This window comes from Serratia sp. LACPHL-BACT-2024-00286, assembly GCF_043109535.1.
GTDB lineage: Bacteria > Pseudomonadota > Gammaproteobacteria > Enterobacterales > Enterobacteriaceae > Serratia > Serratia sarumanii.
The window spans coordinates 12,212-30,663 of record NZ_JBICNA010000015.1 but is presented as its reverse complement, the minus strand read 5'-3'; the positions used below and the strand labels follow the sequence as shown (position 1 = coordinate 30,663).

Here is an 18,452-nt window from a genome sequence, read left to right as displayed (position 1 = left end):
CCATTCTTCAAAGGCTACCGTCCACAGTTCTACTTCCGTACAACTGACGTGACCGGTACCATCGAACTGCCAGAAGGCGTAGAGATGGTAATGCCAGGCGACAACGTGAACATGGTTGTAACCCTGATTCACCCAATCGCGATGGACGACGGTCTGCGTTTCGCAATCCGTGAAGGCGGCCGTACCGTTGGCGCAGGTGTTGTTGCTAAAGTTATCGCTTAATCGCTGATAAAGTTTGACGCGACACGCGGTAAAAGGGCATCATTTGATGCCCTTTTTCTACGCTGTGAACTAGAACCTATCTCATCAGCGATTTTGCAGTCATAATCATTGGTGAGATGGGCTCTTAAACCGTATTGACTGAAATACGTCATGGCGTAAAACACCGGGATAGCGCTGAAGCGGTATCCGATCGGTTTGGTTTGCCTCGCAATGCGAGGCAAAGTTGTTTGTTCTGAATCATCATTGTGACAGGTTGGTTTATGAGTGCGAATACCGAGGCTCAAGGGAGCGGACGCGGCCTGGAAGCGGCAAAGTGGCTGATCGTCGCCGTTCTGTTGGTTGTGGCTATTGTCGGTAACTATTACTACCGTGATTTAAGCCTGCCATTGCGCGCGCTGGCAGTTGTGCTGATCATCGCCGTTGCAGGTGCAGTGGCTCTGATGACCACCAAAGGCAAAGCCACCGTTGCGTTTGCCCGCGAAGCGCGTACCGAAGTACGTAAAGTGATTTGGCCAACTCGTCAGGAAACGCTACACACCACGTTGATCGTTGCCGCGGTAACCGCCGTGATGTCACTGATTCTGTGGGGGCTGGATGGTATTCTGGTCCGTCTGGTGTCGTTTATTACTGGCCTGAGGTTCTAAAATGTCTGAAGCTCCAAAAAAACGTTGGTACGTCGTTCAGGCGTTTTCCGGTTTTGAAGGTCGCGTAGCACAATCGCTGCGTGAACACATCAAACTGCACGATATGGAAGAGTTGTTCGGCGAAGTGATGGTGCCTACGGAAGAAGTGGTTGAAATCCGTGGCGGCCAACGTCGCAAGAGCGAGCGTAAATTCTTCCCTGGCTACGTGCTGGTGCAGATGGTGATGAATGACGCCAGCTGGCACCTGGTGCGCAGCGTACCGCGCGTCATGGGGTTCATCGGCGGTACGTCTGACCGTCCTGCGCCGATCAGCGATAAAGAAGTTGATGCGATCATGAACCGCCTGCAGCAGGTTGGTGACAAGCCGCGTCCGAAAACGCTGTTCGAACCGGGCGAGCTGGTGCGCGTCAACGACGGCCCGTTTGCCGATTTCAACGGCGTGGTCGAGGAAGTCGATTACGAGAAGAGCCGCCTGAAAGTTTCCGTTTCCATCTTTGGCCGTGCAACGCCGGTGGAACTGGACTTCAGCCAGGTTGAGAAAGGCTGATCGAATAGTCAGCAACGAGTGGCCCGTTGCCGCTTGTCAAAGGCGCGAAATTGAACTACAATTTCGCGCCTTTTGTTTTTAGATGCCTTGCCTGATGCATGTTGGGCGGGGTGAAACACGGGGAGCCTCTTGCGAGGCGATACTACCCAAACCGAGGAAATTTAAATGGCTAAGAAAGTACAAGCCTACGTCAAGCTGCAAGTTGCAGCTGGTATGGCGAACCCGAGCCCACCAGTGGGTCCAGCTCTGGGTCAGCAGGGCGTTAACATTATGGAATTCTGTAAGGCATTCAACGCTAAGACTGACAGCGTTGAAAAAGGTCTGCCGATTCCGGTTGTTATCACCGTTTATTCTGATCGCTCCTTCACTTTCGTTACCAAAACCCCGCCAGCAGCAGTTCTGCTGAAAAAAGCGGCTGGTATCAAGTCTGGTTCCGGTAAGCCGAACAAAGACAAAGTAGGTAAAGTGACTCGTGCTCAGGTACGTGAAATCGCAGAAACCAAAGCTGCGGACATGACTGGTTCTGACGTTGAAGCGATGACTCGCTCCATCGAAGGTACCGCTCGTTCCATGGGCCTGGTAGTGGAGGATTAAGAGATGGCTAAGCTGACCAAGCGCATGCGCGTGATCCGTGACAAAGTTGATGCTACTAAACAGTATGACATCGCTGAAGCTGTTGCTCTGCTGAAAGAGCTGGCCACCGCTAAATTCGTAGAAAGCGTTGACGTTGCCGTTAACCTCGGCATCGACGCTCGTAAATCTGACCAAAACGTTCGTGGCGCTACCGTTCTGCCACACGGCACCGGTCGTTCCGTTCGCGTTGCCGTATTTGCCCAAGGCGCTAACGCTGAAGCAGCAAAAGCTGCCGGCGCAGAGCTGGTAGGTATGGACGATCTGGCTGACCAGATCAAGAAAGGCGAAATGAACTTCGACGTTGTTATTGCTTCCCCGGATGCAATGCGCGTTGTAGGTCAACTGGGCCAGATCCTGGGTCCACGCGGCCTGATGCCAAACCCGAAAGTGGGTACCGTTACTCCGAACGTTGCTGAAGCAGTGAAAAACGCTAAAGCAGGTCAGGTTCGCTACCGTAACGACAAAAACGGCATCATCCATACCACTATCGGTAAGGTTGATTTCGACGCAGACAAACTGAAAGAAAACCTGGAAGCCCTGCTGGTTGCGCTGAAAAAAGCAAAACCTTCTCAGGCGAAAGGCATGTACATCAAGAAAGTTAGCCTCTCCACCACCATGGGTGCTGGCGTTGCTATCGATCAGAGCGGTCTGTCTGCTGCAGCGAACTAATCGCATTTGCGATTATCGCTTTGACTTGGGGCCAAGATTTGTCTAGAATCTTATGCCCCAAGGTTTTGCTATTGGCTATGCCGTAGGCAAAACAAAGATTTTTCGGTTGGAGCCTGGCCTATCCAGGCCTCCGTCCAAGACCGCAGGTGTATCGCAAGATACTTAATCCTTCCTGCGTAGACGGTGACAGAGCCTAAGAAAATTTTTCTTTTTTATAAAAGAATGTCTTTGCTGGATTCTGCTCACCGTGTTAAGCCGCTCGGCGTGGCGTTTTACAAAGCGCCGAGTGAAGTGAGTTCCGGGGGATTTTCCCCGGCTAATCCAGGAGCAAAAAGCTAATGGCATTAAATCTTCAAGACAAACAAGCGATTGTTGCTGAAGTCAGCGAAGTAGCCAAAGGCGCGCTGTCTGCGGTTGTTGCGGATTCCCGCGGCGTTACCGTAGATAAAATGACTGAACTGCGTAAAGCAGGTCGTGAAGCTGGCGTTTACATGCGTGTTGTTCGCAACACCCTGATGCGTCGCGTAGTTGAAGGCACTCCATTCGAATGCCTGAAAGACACGTTTGTCGGTCCAACCTTGATTGCATTCTCTCACGAACACCCGGGCGCTGCTGCTCGTCTGTTCAAAGAGTTCGCGAAAGCGAATGCAAAATTCGAGGTTAAAGCTGCGGCCTTTGAAGGTGAGCTGATCCCAGCGGCGCAAATCGACCGCCTGGCGACGCTGCCAACTTACGAAGAAGCGATCGCACGCCTGATGGCAACCATGAAAGAAGCCGCTGCCGGCAAACTGGTTCGCACTCTGGCTGCAGTACGCGATCAGAAAGAAGCGGCGTAAGCCATTCTTTCTTAGCCTTTGCTAACGTATTTAAACTATTTCTGAATTTTAGGAACAATTGTTATGTCTATCACTAAAGACCAAATCCTGGAAGCAGTTGCCGCTATGTCCGTAATGGACGTTGTTGAACTGGTTTCCGCTATGGAAGAAAAATTCGGCGTTTCTGCTGCTGCTGCTGTAGCTGTAGCTGCTGGCCCGGCTGAAGCTGCTGAAGAGAAAACTGAATTCGACGTTATCCTGAAAGCTGCTGGCGCTAACAAAGTTGCTGTTATCAAAGCAGTACGTGGCGCTACCGGCCTGGGTCTGAAAGAAGCTAAAGACCTGGTTGAATCTGCTCCAGCCGCTCTGAAAGAAGGCGTGAGCAAAGATGACGCAGAAGCTCTGAAAAAATCTCTGGAAGAAGCTGGCGCTGAAGTTGAAGTTAAATAAGCCAACCTTTCCGGTTGCAGCCTAGTCTTTTAGGCTGATGGCTGGTGACTTTTTAGTCACCAGCCTTTTTGCGCTGTAGGGCGCCAGTAGCGTTTCACACTGTTTGGCTGCTGGTTTCGCCTCCCAATGTTTGTTTCTATTGACGACTTAATATACCGCGGTCTTTGCACTACCAGGAGTTCTGGGGGAAGACGCGATGAAATGGTTTAAGCGTGATAGCAAGAGACATTGCGGAAAGTGTTCCCGCTTTCCGGTCGACAAAACGGTGTTGCATGAACTGTCCCTAATCGGACGGACAGATTGGGTCACTGATCAGCGAGCTGAGGAACCCTATGGTTTACTCCTATACCGAGAAAAAACGTATTCGTAAGGATTTTGGTAAACGTCCACAAGTGCTGGACATACCATATCTCCTTTCTATCCAGCTTGACTCGTTCCAGAAGTTTATCGAGCAAGATCCAGAAGGGCAGTACGGCCTTGAAGCCGCATTCCGTTCTGTTTTCCCTATCCAGAGCTACAGTGGCAATTCGGAGCTGCAATACGTTAGCTACCGTCTTGGTGAGCCGGTCTTCGACGTCAAAGAGTGCCAGATCCGTGGTGTGACGTTCTCTGCACCGCTGCGCGTAAAACTGCGCCTGGTTATCTATGAGCGCGAAGCGCCTGAAGGTACGGTCAAAGACATCAAGGAACAAGAAGTCTACATGGGCGAAATTCCGCTCATGACCGAAAACGGCACCTTTGTGATCAACGGTACTGAGAGGGTTATCGTATCTCAGTTGCACCGTAGTCCTGGCGTATTCTTCGACAGCGATAAGGGCAAAACCCACTCCTCGGGTAAAGTGCTGTACAACGCACGCATCATCCCTTACCGCGGTTCATGGTTGGACTTCGAGTTCGATCCGAAGGACAACCTGTTCGTGCGTATTGACCGTCGCCGCAAACTGCCTGCGACCATCATTCTGCGCGCGCTGAACTACACCACTGAACAGATCCTCGACCTGTTCTTTGACAAGATCGTCTTCGAAATCCGTGACAACAAGCTGCAGATGGAGCTGGTGCCAGAGCGCCTGCGTGGTGAGACCGCTTCGTTCGACATCGAAGCCAACGGCAAGATCTACGTAGAGAAAGGCCGTCGCATCACCGCTCGTCATATCCGTCAGCTGGAAAAAGACGACATTCAGAGCATTGAAGTACCGGTAGAGTACATCGCGGGCAAAGTGGTCGCGAAAGACTATATCGATACCAATACCGGCGAACTGATCTGCGCAGCCAACATGGAGCTGTCGCTGGATCTGCTGGCCAAGCTGAGCCAGTCCGGCCACAAGCGCATCGAAACGCTGTTCACCAACGATCTGGATCACGGCGCGTACATCTCTGAAACGCTGCGCGTCGATCCGACCACCGATCGTCTGAGCTCGTTGGTAGAAATCTACCGCATGATGCGCCCTGGTGAGCCGCCAACGCGCGAAGCTGCCGAAAGCCTGTTCGAGAACCTGTTCTTCTCCGAAGACCGCTACGATCTGTCCGCGGTTGGCCGTATGAAGTTCAACCGTTCTCTGCTGCGCGACGAGATCGAAGGTTCGGGCATCCTGAGCAAAGACGACATCATCGAAGTGATGAAGAAGCTCATCGATATCCGTAACGGCAAGGGCGAAGTGGACGATATCGACCACTTGGGCAACCGTCGTATCCGCTCCGTCGGCGAAATGGCCGAGAACCAGTTCCGCGTAGGTCTGGTGCGTGTTGAGCGTGCGGTGAAGGAGCGTCTGTCTCTGGGCGATCTGGATACCCTGATGCCTCAGGACATGATCAACGCCAAGCCGATTTCGGCGGCGGTGAAAGAGTTCTTCGGCTCCAGCCAGCTGTCTCAGTTCATGGACCAGAACAACCCGCTGTCCGAGATCACGCACAAGCGCCGTATCTCCGCACTGGGCCCGGGCGGTCTGACCCGTGAGCGCGCCGGCTTTGAAGTTCGAGACGTACACCCGACCCACTACGGCCGCGTGTGCCCAATCGAAACGCCGGAAGGTCCAAACATCGGTCTGATCAACTCCCTGTCCGTGTACGCACAGACTAACGAGTATGGCTTCCTGGAAACCCCGTACCGCCGCGTGCGTGACGGCGTGGTGACCGATGAAATCAACTACCTGTCTGCTATTGAAGAAGGCAACTTCGTTATCGCCCAGGCGAACTCCAACCTGGATGAAGAAGGCCGCTTCGTAGAAGACCTGGTCACCTGCCGCAGCAAAGGCGAATCAAGCCTGTTCAGCCGCGACCAGGTTGACTACATGGACGTATCCACCCAGCAGGTTGTTTCCGTTGGTGCTTCACTGATTCCATTCCTGGAACACGATGACGCCAACCGTGCATTGATGGGTGCGAACATGCAACGTCAGGCCGTACCAACCCTGCGCGCTGACAAGCCACTGGTCGGTACCGGTATGGAACGCGCCGTAGCGGTTGACTCCGGCGTAACCGCCGTTGCCAAACGCGGCGGTGTGATCCAGTACGTGGATGCTTCCCGTATCGTTATCAAAGTTAACGAAGACGAGATGTACCCGGGCGAAGCAGGTATCGATATTTACAACCTGACCAAGTACACCCGTTCTAACCAGAACACCTGCATCAACCAGATGCCGTGTGTGAATCTGGGTGAGCCAATCGAGCGCGGCGACGTGCTGGCGGATGGCCCATCGACAGACCTGGGCGAACTGGCACTGGGCCAGAACATGCGCGTAGCGTTCATGCCTTGGAACGGCTACAACTTCGAAGACTCCATCTTGGTCTCCGAGCGCGTGGTGCAGGAAGATCGCTTCACCACCATCCACATCCAGGAACTGGCGTGCGTGTCTCGCGACACCAAGCTGGGGCCTGAAGAGATCACTGCCGACATCCCTAACGTGGGTGAAGCTGCGCTCTCCAAGCTGGATGAATCCGGTATCGTGTATATCGGTGCTGAAGTGACCGGCGGTGACATTCTGGTCGGTAAGGTAACGCCTAAAGGCGAAACCCAGCTGACGCCGGAAGAGAAACTGCTGCGTGCGATCTTCGGTGAGAAAGCGTCTGACGTTAAAGACTCTTCTCTGCGTGTACCGAACGGCGTTTCCGGTACGGTTATCGACGTGCAGGTCTTCACCCGCGATGGCGTGGAAAAAGACAAGCGCGCGTTGGAAATCGAAGAGATGCAGCTGAAGCAGGCGAAGAAAGACCTGACTGAAGAACTGCAGATCCTGGAAGCCGGCCTGTTTGCGCGTATCCACGCGGTGCTGGTTGCCGGTGGCATCGAAGCCGACAAGCTGAGCAAGCTGCCGCGCGATCGCTGGCTGGAACTGGGCCTGACCGACGAAGAGAAGCAAAACCAGCTGGAGCAGCTGGCTGAGCAGTACGACGAACTGAAATCCGACTTCGAGAAGAAGCTGGAAGCCAAGCGTCGTAAGATCACTCAGGGCGACGATCTGGCGCCGGGCGTGCTGAAAATCGTCAAGGTTTATCTGGCCGTTAAACGTCAGATCCAACCGGGTGACAAGATGGCGGGCCGCCACGGTAACAAGGGTGTTATCTCCAAGATCAACCCGATCGAAGATATGCCTTACGATGAAAACGGCACGCCGGTAGACATCGTACTGAACCCGCTGGGCGTACCATCACGTATGAACATCGGTCAGATCCTGGAAACCCACCTGGGTATGGCTGCGAAAGGCATCGGTGAGAAGATCAACCAGATGCTGAAGCAGCAGCAGGAAGTGGCCAAGCTGCGTGAGTTCATCCAGAAGGCCTACGATCTGGGCGACGACGTTTGCCAGAAAGTTGACCTGAACACCTTCAGCGACGACGAAGTGCTGCGTCTGGCAGAGAACCTGAAAAAAGGTATGCCGATCGCAACGCCGGTGTTTGACGGTGCGAAAGAGACTGAAATCAAGCAACTGCTGGAAATGGGCGGTATCCCGACCTCCGGTCAGATCACGCTGTTCGATGGCCGTACCGGTGAGCAATTCGAGCGCCAGGTTACTGTCGGCTATATGTACATGCTGAAACTGAACCACTTGGTTGACGATAAAATGCACGCCCGTTCAACCGGTTCTTACAGCTTGGTGACTCAGCAACCTCTGGGTGGTAAAGCGCAGTTCGGTGGTCAACGCTTCGGTGAGATGGAAGTGTGGGCACTGGAAGCATATGGCGCGGCTTATACCCTGCAGGAAATGCTCACCGTTAAGTCGGATGACGTTAACGGCCGTACCAAGATGTACAAAAACATCGTGGATGGCGACCACCGGATGGAGCCAGGCATGCCGGAATCCTTCAACGTACTGTTGAAAGAAATCCGCTCGCTCGGCATCAACATCGAACTGGAAGACGAGTAATCGTCATGCCGGCTCAGGCTCCCCGCCTAAGGGAGCCTGAGGGTGGTTGTTCAGGTCACACGGGTACCTACTGCGGTTGTGGGTACCCAACAGGTTTAACTCCGACAGGAGCCAATCCGTGAAAGACTTATTGAAGTTTCTGAAAGCGCAAACTAAGACCGAAGAGTTTGATGCGATCAAGATTGCTCTGGCCTCGCCAGACATGATCCGTTCGTGGTCGTTCGGTGAAGTTAAGAAGCCGGAAACCATTAACTACCGTACGTTCAAACCAGAGCGTGACGGCCTTTTCTGCGCCCGTATCTTCGGGCCGGTAAAAGATTACGAGTGCCTGTGCGGTAAGTACAAGCGCTTGAAACACCGCGGCGTGATCTGTGAGAAGTGCGGCGTTGAAGTGACCCAGACCAAAGTGCGTCGTGAGCGCATGGGCCACATCGAGCTGGCTTCGCCGACCGCGCACATCTGGTTCCTGAAATCGCTGCCATCCCGCATCGGTTTGCTGCTGGATATGCCGCTGCGTGACATCGAACGCGTACTGTACTTCGAATCCTATGTGGTGGTCGAAGGCGGTATGACCAACCTCGAGCGCCGTCAGATCCTGACCGAAGAGCAGTATCTGGACGCGCTGGAAGAGTTCGGTGACGAATTCGACGCCAAGATGGGTGCGGAAGCTATTCAGGCACTGTTGAAAAACATGGATCTGGAAGCCGAGTGCGAGCAACTGCGTGAAGAGCTGAACGAAACCAACTCCGAAACCAAGCGCAAGAAGCTGACCAAGCGTATCAAGCTGCTGGAAGCGTTCGTGCAGTCCGGTAACAAACCGGAGTGGATGATCCTGACCGTGCTGCCGGTACTGCCGCCGGATCTGCGTCCTCTGGTTCCGCTGGATGGCGGTCGTTTCGCGACCTCGGATCTGAACGATCTGTATCGCCGCGTGATCAACCGTAACAACCGTCTGAAACGCCTGCTGGATCTGGCTGCGCCGGACATCATCGTGCGCAACGAAAAGCGTATGCTGCAAGAAGCGGTAGACGCCCTGCTGGATAACGGCCGTCGCGGTCGTGCCATCACCGGTTCCAACAAACGTCCTCTGAAATCTTTGGCCGACATGATCAAAGGTAAGCAGGGTCGTTTCCGTCAGAACCTGCTCGGTAAACGCGTTGACTACTCCGGCCGTTCCGTAATCACCGTAGGTCCATACCTGCGTCTGCATCAGTGCGGTCTGCCTAAAAAGATGGCGCTGGAGCTGTTCAAACCGTTCATCTACGGCAAGTTGGAGCTGCGTGGCCTGGCCACCACCATCAAAGCCGCCAAGAAAATGGTTGAGCGTGAAGAAGCCGTCGTTTGGGATATCCTGGACGAAGTGATCCGCGAACACCCGGTACTGCTGAACCGTGCACCAACCCTGCACCGTTTGGGTATCCAGGCGTTTGAACCGGTTCTGATCGAAGGTAAAGCGATCCAGCTGCACCCGCTGGTTTGTGCGGCCTATAACGCCGACTTCGATGGTGACCAGATGGCCGTTCACGTACCGCTGACGCTGGAAGCCCAGCTGGAAGCGCGTGCGCTGATGATGTCCACCAACAACATCCTGTCCCCTGCGAACGGCGAGCCAATCATCGTTCCTTCTCAGGACGTTGTACTGGGTCTGTACTACATGACCCGCGACTGTGTTAACGCCAAGGGCGAAGGCATGGTGCTGAACGGTTCCAAAGAAGCTGAGCGTGTTTACCGCGCCGGCCTGGCGTCTCTGCATGCGCGCGTTAAAGTGCGTATCACCGAAGACGTCAAAAACGCCGAAGGCGAATGGACTTCTCAGACCAGCATCATCGACACCACCATCGGCCGCGCCATCCTGTGGATGATCGTACCGAAAGGTCTGCCGTACGCGATCGTTAACCAGCCTTTGGGCAAGAAAGCGATCTCCAAGATGCTGAACACCTGTTACCGCATCCTGGGCCTGAAGCCGACCGTTATCTTTGCTGACCAGATCATGTACACCGGTTTTGCTTACGCAGCCCGTTCCGGCGCTTCCGTAGGTATCGACGACATGGTTATCCCGGCCAAGAAAGCGGAGATCATCGAAGAAGCGGAAACCGAAGTTGCCGAGATCCAGGAGCAGTTCCAGTCTGGTCTGGTTACCGCCGGCGAACGCTACAACAAAGTGATCGATATCTGGGCTGCAGCGAACGAACGCGTTGCGAAAGCGATGATGGAAAACCTGTCGGTAGAAGACGTGGTTAACCGTGACGGCGAAGTGGAACAGCAAGTTTCCTTCAACAGCATCTTTATGATGGCCGACTCCGGTGCGCGTGGTTCCGCCGCTCAGATTCGTCAGCTGGCCGGTATGCGTGGTCTGATGGCGAAGCCGGACGGCTCCATCATCGAAACGCCAATCACCGCGAACTTCCGTGAAGGTCTGAACGTACTCCAGTACTTCATCTCCACCCACGGTGCTCGTAAAGGTCTGGCGGATACCGCACTGAAAACCGCGAACTCCGGTTATCTGACCCGTCGTCTGGTTGACGTGGCGCAGGATCTGGTTGTGACCGAAGACGACTGTGGCACCCACGACGGCATCCTGATGACTCCGGTTATCGAAGGTGGCGACGTGAAAGAGCCGCTGCGTGAACGCGTTCTGGGCCGTGTGACGGCAGAAGACGTCCTCAAGCCGGGTACGGCGGACATTCTGGTGCCACGCAACACCCTGCTGAACGAGAAGGCGTGTGACCTGTTGGAAGAGAACTCTGTCGACAGCGTTAAAGTCCGTTCCGTGGTGAGCTGTGAAACCGACTTTGGTGTGTGCGCAAACTGCTATGGTCGCGACCTGGCACGTGGCCACATCATCAACAAAGGTGAAGCCATCGGCGTTATCGCGGCACAGTCCATCGGTGAGCCGGGTACACAGCTGACGATGCGTACGTTCCACATCGGTGGTGCGGCATCTCGTGCGGCTGCTGAATCCAGCATCCAGGTGAAAAACAAGGGTAGCATCAAGCTGAGCAACGCGAAGTTCGTTATGAACGCTGCGGGCAAGCTGGTGATCACCTCGCGTAACACCGAACTGAAACTGATCGACGAATTCGGCCGTACCAAAGAAAGCTACAAGGTGCCTTACGGTGCCGTGATGGGCAAAGGCGACGGTGAAGAAGTTAACGGCGGCGAAACCGTTGCTAACTGGGATCCGCACACCATGCCGGTCATCAGTGAAGTCAGCGGCTTCATTCGCTTCGCGGACATGGTCGACGGCCAGACCATTACTCGCCAGACCGACGAACTGACCGGTTTGTCTTCTCTGGTAGTTCTGGACAGCGCAGAGCGTACCGGTAGCGGTAAAGACCTGCGTCCGGCACTGAAAATCGTTGACGCTCAGGGCGAAGACGTATTGATCCCAGGTACTGATATGCCTGCTCAATACTTCCTGCCGGGCAAAGCGATCGTTCAGTTGGAAGACGGCATTCAGATTGGTGCGGGTGATACCCTGGCGCGTATTCCTCAGGAATCCGGCGGTACCAAGGATATTACCGGTGGTCTGCCGCGCGTTGCCGACCTGTTCGAAGCACGTCGTCCGAAAGAGCCGGCAATCCTGGCTGAAATCAGCGGGATTATCTCGTTCGGTAAAGAGACCAAAGGCAAACGTCGCCTGGTGATCTCTCCGCTGGACGGCAGCGACGCTTACGAAGAGATGATTCCGAAATGGCGTCAGCTTAACGTGTTCGAAGGCGAAGTGGTGGAACGTGGCGACGTCGTATCCGACGGCCCAGAGTCTCCGCACGACATTCTGCGTCTGCGTGGCGTGCATGCGGTTACCCGCTACATCACCAACGAAGTGCAGGAAGTTTACCGTCTGCAAGGCGTTAAGATTAACGATAAGCACATCGAAGTTATCGTTCGTCAGATGCTGCGTAAAGGCACTATCGTTAGCGCTGGTGGCTCCGAGTTCCTGGAAGGCGAGCAGGCTGAAGTGTCTCGCGTCAAGATTGCCAACCGTCAGCTGGAAGCTGAAGGTAAGATCCCGGCAACCTTCTCGCGCGATCTGCTGGGTATCACCAAGGCTTCCTTGGCGACCGAGTCCTTCATCTCCGCCGCATCGTTCCAGGAAACGACGCGCGTTCTGACCGAAGCTGCCGTAGCCGGCAAACGTGATGAACTGCGTGGCCTGAAAGAGAACGTCATCGTGGGCCGTCTGATCCCAGCCGGTACCGGTTACGCTTATCATCAGGATCGCATGCGTCGTCGCGCTCAGGGTGAAGCGCCGGTTGTTCCGCAAGTCAGCGCGGAAGAAGCGACAGCTAACCTGGCCGAGCTGCTCAACGCAGGCCTGGGCGGCAGCGACGACGAGTAATCGTCATCCGCGCCGCGGGCCCGGCATGCCGGGCCCATTGCCAGATAAACCGCTCCCTCGGGGGCGGTTTTTTTTCGCCTCATGCCGGGGCAGAGCAAACTTTGCTACTATGGTTACAGCAGAAATTGACCGGCGCTTTTTACCTGACAACCAAGGACAGTGCGAACATGGACAGCCTCATTACCTTCGAAAAATTGACGGCGCAACACCTGCCTTACCTGTATGAGATCCGCTTTTCCGTTGAGGAAAACCTGCTGCATCCGCATCAGATCCAGTATCTGCAGCGCAAACAGGCGCTGGAGGACATCAACCAGGGCGGCGGCTGGATCTGCAAGCATGGCGACGACTATGCCGGCGTTGGCTTCGGGCTATTCATCCCTGAACCGCTGATCGGCGGCCTGTTCGTGAAGCCGGAATACCAGTCGAAGGGGATCGGCTCCGCCTTGCTGGCACGGATCACTCACTGGATGTTTGAACACGGCGCCGAAGCGATCCACTTAACCACCGATCCCGGCTCCAAAGCCGAAGGCTTTTATCAACATCACGGCTGGGCCGTGGTCGGGCAGGATGAATTCGGCCAGGTCGAACTGGTGAAACGCCAAGAGGGTGACTGATGAAAATCAACGGATTGATGACGTTACTGCTGCTTTCGCTGTTCAGCGCGCCGCTGTATGCGGCCGTTGACTATTTTTACCTGAAGCCGCTCGACGGCGAGAAGATCAAGATAACCCGGCAGATGCTGGAGGCGATGCCGTCGCACACGATTAAAACCTCGACCAATTTCACCCCGGAAGATACGTTCACCGGCGTTGAGCTTGCGGAGCTGGTGAAAGCCTATCATCTGAAAGGCCAGTCGGTGCGCGCTTTCGCCTGGGATGATTACTCCTATTCGATGCCGATTGACGAGATGACTAAATACCGCGTGATCGTCGCCTATCAGCGCGGCGGCAAGCCGATCGACGTGGGGGAACTGGGGCCGTTCGCCATTATTTATCCGCGCGATAGCTACGCCGAGCTGAATAACCTGGATGTGAACGCGAAAACCGTCTGGCAAGTTAAACGGTTGGAGCTGAAATAAGATGAGCAAAAAACTGATCGGTACTCTTATCGCGTTGGTTGCCATCTTCTCCTTATTGATTTTGTTGATTGCCATTAACTTCGGCGGCGTAAAAGAACGCTATAAGCAGATCGAGCCCAATCTGGACAACTACTCGGTGGCCGAGATCCTCTTTCTGGCGTTTGAAAGAACCAAAACCGCGCTGCTGCTCAGTGAAAACAACGACTACGACGCCTTCCAGATCAAAAAGAAAATCTTCTACTCGAAGATTCAGATCCTGGAGAGCCGTTCTACCTTCAGCGACTCTTTTTATTACGACAAAGAGTTCATCAAGAATGTTGCGCTGCTGAAGCAGCAGTACCGCACGTTGGACGATCTCTCCGCCGGCTTGCTGGTGGGGCAGAAAAACAAGGCGGACATTCTCTCTTATATGGATGATATCGAGGGCACGCTGGTCGATATCCAGGAAATTATTTATCGGATACAGATTAAAAACTTTACCGAAGTGAAAGGCATCATCCAGGAGAATTCGAGTAAAGCCGAGATGTTCGCCCTCTTTTCGTTGATTTTGGTGTTTCTGATGATGTTCCTGGTGCTGAGAAATGCCTTCTCGTTAAAAGAGATCATCAAGAACAAGAACATCTTTATCTCTTCCATCTACCACGAGATCGCCGGCTCGACTCAGGCCATCGTCATTGCCGCGGATATCATGGAGCACGAGCTGGCGCAGGAAGAGTTGAAAAAAGAAGCCCGCCTGATCTCCTATCACGGCAATAAGATCGCCGAACAAACGCGCGAGGTGATGGATTATTCGCGGCTTGAGATGGGGGAAGTCAAAATCAATATTTCCACCTTCCGGCTGAATGAGGTGGTGGACGATGCTGTAACCGGCATCGGCGCCGGGCGCGGCAATCGCCTCGTGATTCACCGTTCGTCTTATGCCGGCCTGATTGGTTCTGATAAATACAAGCTCTACCGAATATTGGCCAACCTGCTCAGCAACGCGGACAAATTTACCCACCGCGGCGCGATAACCCTTAACGTGAAGGTATGTCACGGCAATCTGTATTTGCGAGTAAAAGACACCGGCATCGGGTTTAACGTCAAAAATCTGGATCGGTTGTATAAGGCGTTCAATCAGGGGGTGGAAAGGGAAACGCGGCAGGGGTTGGGGCTGGGGCTGACCATTATCAAAAATTACGTCACGACGATGAAAGGTACCATTAAAGCCAAATCCGTCGAAGGGGTGGGCTCATCGTTTTTGATCCGCATCCCGGTCAAACTAATTAAAGAATAGGTTCGACAGCAGCAGCGAGGAGATAATCAGCGGCTTGGTCGGTTTTTCCACCAGATGTACGTCATAGTGCAGGATCATATCGCCGATGTTTTTCTCGTAGTGATTCAGCTGGCCGGTCAGAATGATGATGCGGGCGTGCGGATCGAGGGCGTCTTTAATTTTCTTCACGACGCGTTCGGAGGTCTCGCCGAAATCCAACAGCCAGTCCAGAATAAACGCCTCAAAGGACTGCTGTTCCAGCGCGGCCAGCATGGCGTCCGCCGTCTGAAAGGTCTCAGTCTCGATGCCGTATCGGCTGGCGATCTTCTTCAACAGTTCGAGAATATCCCCATCATTGTCCAGGATCGCGATACGCGGGGCCGGCAGAAAGTCTATCTTGTTGACTTTGTACAGCGGAGCCTCGGCGGCATGTTCCCGATTGGTGTTGATGATGAAAAGATCGTCTTTTTTGCAGGCGTAGGTTTCGTCGTTGTCCGCTTGCGTGACCGGGCGCTCGTCAACCTCAATATTGCAGCGCTTGTGAATGCTGTTCATGATAAAGACGGCGTTATGCGTCCTTTGGCCGGCAAACGGCTCGTTGAAGTACTGAAATACCTTTTTGACTTCATCGAGGGTGATGCCTCTTTTGCCATCCAGCTTCTGTTTGGCGCTGTTGTACTGAAGGTTCAGTATGTTGGCCATCGTGGAGGCATGCTTTCTGTCGCCAACTCCTTTCAGAGTGAGCAACGCGCTGATTGCATCGATGTAATTTGGCGTTTTCTTCATGACAACCTTGGCTTTTTTTGATGTTGACCGCGAGCGCTGAAAAACCTGCGCGAGGACCCGTGCTGGATTATAGATGATGACTGGGGGTTGCAGCGATATCAGTTTGATTTTGCTTGTCAAACTCAAAATACACTCGATGCTAAATAAAAAAACACTCAAAAGACATTCACATTTAATCGTTTGTATGGTTAATTAGCGCACATACTGTGTGATTCGCGTCCTGGGGGGGTGCCAGTCTCACAAAATAAACCGCCTGCTCTTGTCCGTAAGCAGGGAGCAGGCGGCAAAAAGATCCGCGGCCAACACCAGGGCCAATGGCAGCACCGGGGATGACCACTCGAATCTCTCTTCGTCGCTGTACCTTCTTATCCTCGTTCCCACTTTTCTGCCGCCACAGCGCTCTATGAGTATCACTCCTGAGTGAGTGCCGCACATCGTTATGCCATCTTTCTGACTGCCCATTAGCCGACAAGGCAATCTGTCCGTACGCCCTTACCGGCCGCGATACGCCATATGCGCGTTGCCGCGGACGAGGGCCCGGCGTCGCGCAAGAGAAGCTCCGGCGCGATCCGGGATGGGATAAGGCGGGGCCATCGAGAGGGTGACGGCCCCGGCCGACGCCGGGTTTGGCGGTCGGCAAGGTCACTATAGCCGGGGAGGTTACCGGCGCCAGCGCCGGCGTTCGGCATTGCGCGGCCGCTCCAGCGTTTTCTTCATGCGGCGGTAAACGTTGCCGCTTATTGCGTGCTGCGTCCCAGATAACCGTCCCAGTCTTTCCACACCGGCTGCAGCCCGGCGTTGCTGATGGCCTCGGCGACCTGCTGCGGCGTGCGGCCGTCGTGCGGCTCGAACTGTTCCAACTCCGGCGGCACGTCGTCGGCATAGCCGCCGGGCTGCGTCTTGGATCCGGCGCTGACGCTGTTGATCGCCACCGGGATCATGTGATCGCGGAAGTACGGCGATTCACGCGTAGACAGCGACAGCTCAACGTCCGGTGCGAACAGCCGGAAGGCGCAGATCAGCTGCACCAACTGAGGCTCGCTCATGATCGACGCCGGCTCAATGCCGCCGGCGCAGGGGCGCAGACGCGGGAACGAGATCGAGTAGCGGCTCTGCCAGTAGGTTTGCTGCAGGTAGAACAGATGTTCCGCCAGCAGGTAGCAGTCGGTGCGCCAGCTGTTGGACAGGCCGATCAGCGCACCGAGGCCGATCTTGTCGATCCCGGCGCACCCCAGGCGATCCGGCGTGGCCAGGCGCCAATGAAAATCCTGCTTCTGCCCGCGCAGATGGTGCTGCAGATAGGTGGCCGGATGGTAGGTTTCCTGATACACCAGCACGCCGTCCAGGCCCAGCGCTTTCAGTTCGGCGTACTCGTCCTGCGCCAGCGGCTGCACTTCCATCATCAGCGAGCTGAAGTGGCGGCGGATAGCCGGAATGTGCTGACGGAAATAGTCCATGCCAACCTTACTCTGATGTTCGCCGGTGACCAGCAACAGGTGCTCGAACCCCAGCGCCTTGATGGCTTCGCACTCGCGTGCGATCTCCGCCGCGTCCAGCGTTTTGCGCTTGATGCGGTTGCTCATCGAAAAGCCGCAGTAGGTGCAGTCGTTGGCGCACAGGTTAGAAAGGTACAGCGGCACATAGAAGCTGACGACGTTGCCGAAGCGCTGACGGGTCAGCTGCTGCGCGCGCTGCGCCAGCGGTTCCAGATACGGCGCGGCGGCGGGGGAGATCAGCGCCATAAAGTCGTCGCGCGTCAGCTTGTCGGCGGTCAACGCGCGTTCCACGTCGCGTGCGGTTTTGCCGTTGATGCGCAGCGTAATGTCGTCCCAATCCAGCTGTTGCCAGCGGCTACTGAAATCGTCGCCCATCACTGCGCCTCCTCTGGTTGGCTGAGGAAGGCGGTCAGCGGGCTGGAGGCGGCCGCACCGCGCTGGCTGGCACCCAATCCGGCGCTGTGCGCCAGCTCGCCGGCCTCCAGCGCCAGGCGAAACGCCCGTGCCATTTGCACCGGGTCGCGCGCCACGGCGATGGCGGTATTCACCAGCACCGCGTCGGCACCCAGCTCCATCGCTTCCAGCGCGTGGCTCGGCGCGCCGATGCCGGCGTCGACCACCACCGGCACCTTGGCCTGCTCGATGATGATCTCGAGGAAGTCACGGGTGCGCAGACCGCGGTTGGAGCCGATAGGGGCGCCGAGCGGCATCACCGCCGCGCAACCCACCTCTTCCAGCCGTTTGCACAGCACCGGATCGGCGCCGCAGTAGGGCAGCACCACAAAACCGTCTTTCACCAGCGTTTCCGCCGCCTTCAACGTTTCTATCGGATCCGGCAGCAGGTATTTCACATCGGGATGGATCTCCAGCTTCACCCAGTGGGTGCCGAGCGCTTCGCGCGCGAGCCGGGCGGCGAACACCGCTTCGGCGGCCGTTTTGGCACCGGAGGTGTTGGGCAATAGCCTTACGCCCAGCTGCTGCAGCGGCGCCAAAATGGCGTCGTTGCCGCCGCGCAGATCGACGCGCTTCATGGCCATGGTCACCAGCTGTGAGCCGGAGGCCGCCAGCGCCTCCAGCATCAACGCCGGGGTGGCGAACTTGCCGGTGCCGGTGAACAGGCGCGAGGTAAAAGTGGTATCGGCGATTTTCAGCAT

General features: G+C 55.3%; 14 protein-coding genes and 1 pseudogene. 12 read left to right on the top strand and 3 right to left on the bottom strand.

What is annotated here, in order from left to right; translation table 11 throughout:
• The 12 genes and pseudogenes from tuf to ACF8MC_RS25220 form a co-directional block, all read left to right on the top strand.
• Positions 1-222: pseudogene (tuf, locus tag ACF8MC_RS25275) on the top strand (elongation factor Tu); the annotation flags it as partial.
• 260 nt (positions 223-482) lie between these two features.
• A complete protein-coding gene (gene secE, locus ACF8MC_RS25270) occupies positions 483-866 on the top strand; it encodes a preprotein translocase subunit SecE (protein WP_004929916.1) in 384 nt (127 codons plus the stop codon).
• Position 867: 1 nt separating this feature from the next.
• Positions 868-1,413 (top strand): transcription termination/antitermination protein NusG, encoded by a 546-nt coding sequence (gene nusG / locus ACF8MC_RS25265; protein ID WP_004929914.1) that lies wholly within the window; start codon positions 868-870, stop codon positions 1,411-1,413.
• Between the two features lie 165 nt (positions 1,414-1,578).
• Positions 1,579-2,007 (top strand): 50S ribosomal protein L11, encoded by a 429-nt coding sequence (gene rplK / locus ACF8MC_RS25260; protein WP_015376316.1) that lies wholly within the window; start codon positions 1,579-1,581, stop codon positions 2,005-2,007.
• Positions 2,008-2,010: 3 nt separating this feature from the next.
• A complete protein-coding gene (gene rplA / locus ACF8MC_RS25255) occupies positions 2,011-2,715 on the top strand; it encodes a 50S ribosomal protein L1 (RefSeq protein WP_033636720.1) in 705 nt (234 codons plus the stop codon).
• 338 nt (positions 2,716-3,053) lie between these two features.
• A complete protein-coding gene (gene rplJ, locus ACF8MC_RS25250; protein ID WP_004929905.1) occupies positions 3,054-3,551 on the top strand; it encodes a 50S ribosomal protein L10 in 498 nt (165 codons plus the stop codon).
• A 63-nt stretch (positions 3,552-3,614) separates the two neighbouring features.
• Positions 3,615-3,980: a 50S ribosomal protein L7/L12 gene (rplL, locus tag ACF8MC_RS25245; RefSeq protein WP_004929903.1), complete on the top strand. Its 366-nt coding sequence runs from the start codon at positions 3,615-3,617 to the stop codon at positions 3,978-3,980.
• 332 nt (positions 3,981-4,312) lie between these two features.
• A complete protein-coding gene (gene rpoB, locus ACF8MC_RS25240; protein WP_033636721.1) occupies positions 4,313-8,341 on the top strand; it encodes a DNA-directed RNA polymerase subunit beta in 4,029 nt (1,342 codons plus the stop codon).
• Between the two features lie 118 nt (positions 8,342-8,459).
• Positions 8,460-12,683 (top strand): DNA-directed RNA polymerase subunit beta', encoded by a 4,224-nt coding sequence (rpoC, locus tag ACF8MC_RS25235; RefSeq protein WP_021505232.1) that lies wholly within the window; start codon positions 8,460-8,462, stop codon positions 12,681-12,683.
• A gap of 167 nt (positions 12,684-12,850) precedes the next feature.
• Positions 12,851-13,297 (top strand): GNAT family N-acetyltransferase, encoded by a 447-nt coding sequence (locus tag ACF8MC_RS25230; protein ID WP_033649989.1) that lies wholly within the window; start codon positions 12,851-12,853, stop codon positions 13,295-13,297.
• Positions 13,297-13,761 carry an oxidoreductase gene (locus ACF8MC_RS25225; RefSeq protein ID WP_033655328.1) on the top strand — a complete coding sequence of 155 codons (465 nt, stop codon included), beginning with the start codon at positions 13,297-13,299 and terminating at the stop codon, positions 13,759-13,761. The genes ACF8MC_RS25230 and ACF8MC_RS25225 overlap by 1 nt, the downstream gene beginning before the upstream one ends.
• A gap of 1 nt (position 13,762) precedes the next feature.
• Positions 13,763-15,037: a sensor histidine kinase KdpD gene (locus ACF8MC_RS25220; protein WP_049212544.1), complete on the top strand. Its 1,275-nt coding sequence runs from the start codon at positions 13,763-13,765 to the stop codon at positions 15,035-15,037.
• On the opposite strand, the gene ACF8MC_RS25215 is transcribed toward ACF8MC_RS25220, so the two are convergent.
• The 3 genes from ACF8MC_RS25215 to ACF8MC_RS25205 form a co-directional block, all read right to left on the bottom strand.
• The gene (locus tag ACF8MC_RS25215; RefSeq protein WP_033636724.1) at positions 15,023-15,802 is read right to left on the bottom strand and encodes a helix-turn-helix domain-containing protein; all 780 of its coding nucleotides are present in this window, start codon (positions 15,800-15,802) and stop codon (positions 15,023-15,025) included. The two genes, ACF8MC_RS25220 and ACF8MC_RS25215, sit on opposite strands and share 15 nt — an antisense overlap.
• Positions 15,803-16,539: 737 nt before the next feature.
• Positions 16,540-17,673 (bottom strand): 2-iminoacetate synthase ThiH, encoded by a 1,134-nt coding sequence (gene thiH / locus ACF8MC_RS25210; protein WP_164105775.1) that lies wholly within the window; start codon positions 17,671-17,673, stop codon positions 16,540-16,542.
• Positions 17,673-18,452, bottom strand: a complete 780-nt coding sequence (locus tag ACF8MC_RS25205) for a thiazole synthase (RefSeq protein ID WP_033655320.1) — start codon at positions 18,450-18,452, stop codon at positions 17,673-17,675. The genes thiH and ACF8MC_RS25205 overlap by 1 nt, the downstream gene beginning before the upstream one ends.

Bases quoted from the DNA above. Each gene is read 5' to 3' on its own strand.
- ACF8MC_RS25220 (WP_049212544.1), top strand. From the start codon at position 13,763: ATGAGCAAAAAACTGATCGGTACTCTTATCGCGTTGGTTGCCATCTTC.
- rplL (WP_004929903.1), top strand. From the start codon at position 3,615: ATGTCTATCACTAAAGACCAAATCCTGGAAGCAGTTGCCGCTATGTCC.
- ACF8MC_RS25215 (WP_033636724.1), bottom strand. From the start codon at position 15,802: ATGAAGAAAACGCCAAATTACATCGATGCAATCAGCGCGTTGCTCACT.
- thiH (WP_164105775.1), bottom strand. From the start codon at position 17,673: ATGGGCGACGATTTCAGTAGCCGCTGGCAACAGCTGGATTGGGACGAC.
- rplA (WP_033636720.1), top strand. From the start codon at position 2,011: ATGGCTAAGCTGACCAAGCGCATGCGCGTGATCCGTGACAAAGTTGAT.
- rplK (WP_015376316.1), top strand. From the start codon at position 1,579: ATGGCTAAGAAAGTACAAGCCTACGTCAAGCTGCAAGTTGCAGCTGGT.
- ACF8MC_RS25225 (WP_033655328.1), top strand. From the start codon at position 13,297: ATGAAAATCAACGGATTGATGACGTTACTGCTGCTTTCGCTGTTCAGC.
- nusG (WP_004929914.1), top strand. From the start codon at position 868: ATGTCTGAAGCTCCAAAAAAACGTTGGTACGTCGTTCAGGCGTTTTCC.
- secE (WP_004929916.1), top strand. From the start codon at position 483: ATGAGTGCGAATACCGAGGCTCAAGGGAGCGGACGCGGCCTGGAAGCG.
- ACF8MC_RS25230 (WP_033649989.1), top strand. From the start codon at position 12,851: ATGGACAGCCTCATTACCTTCGAAAAATTGACGGCGCAACACCTGCCT.
- rpoB (WP_033636721.1), top strand. From the start codon at position 4,313: ATGGTTTACTCCTATACCGAGAAAAAACGTATTCGTAAGGATTTTGGT.
- rplJ (WP_004929905.1), top strand. From the start codon at position 3,054: ATGGCATTAAATCTTCAAGACAAACAAGCGATTGTTGCTGAAGTCAGC.
- ACF8MC_RS25205 (WP_033655320.1), bottom strand. From the start codon at position 18,452: ATGCTGAAAATCGCCGATACCACTTTTACCTCGCGCCTGTTCACCGGC.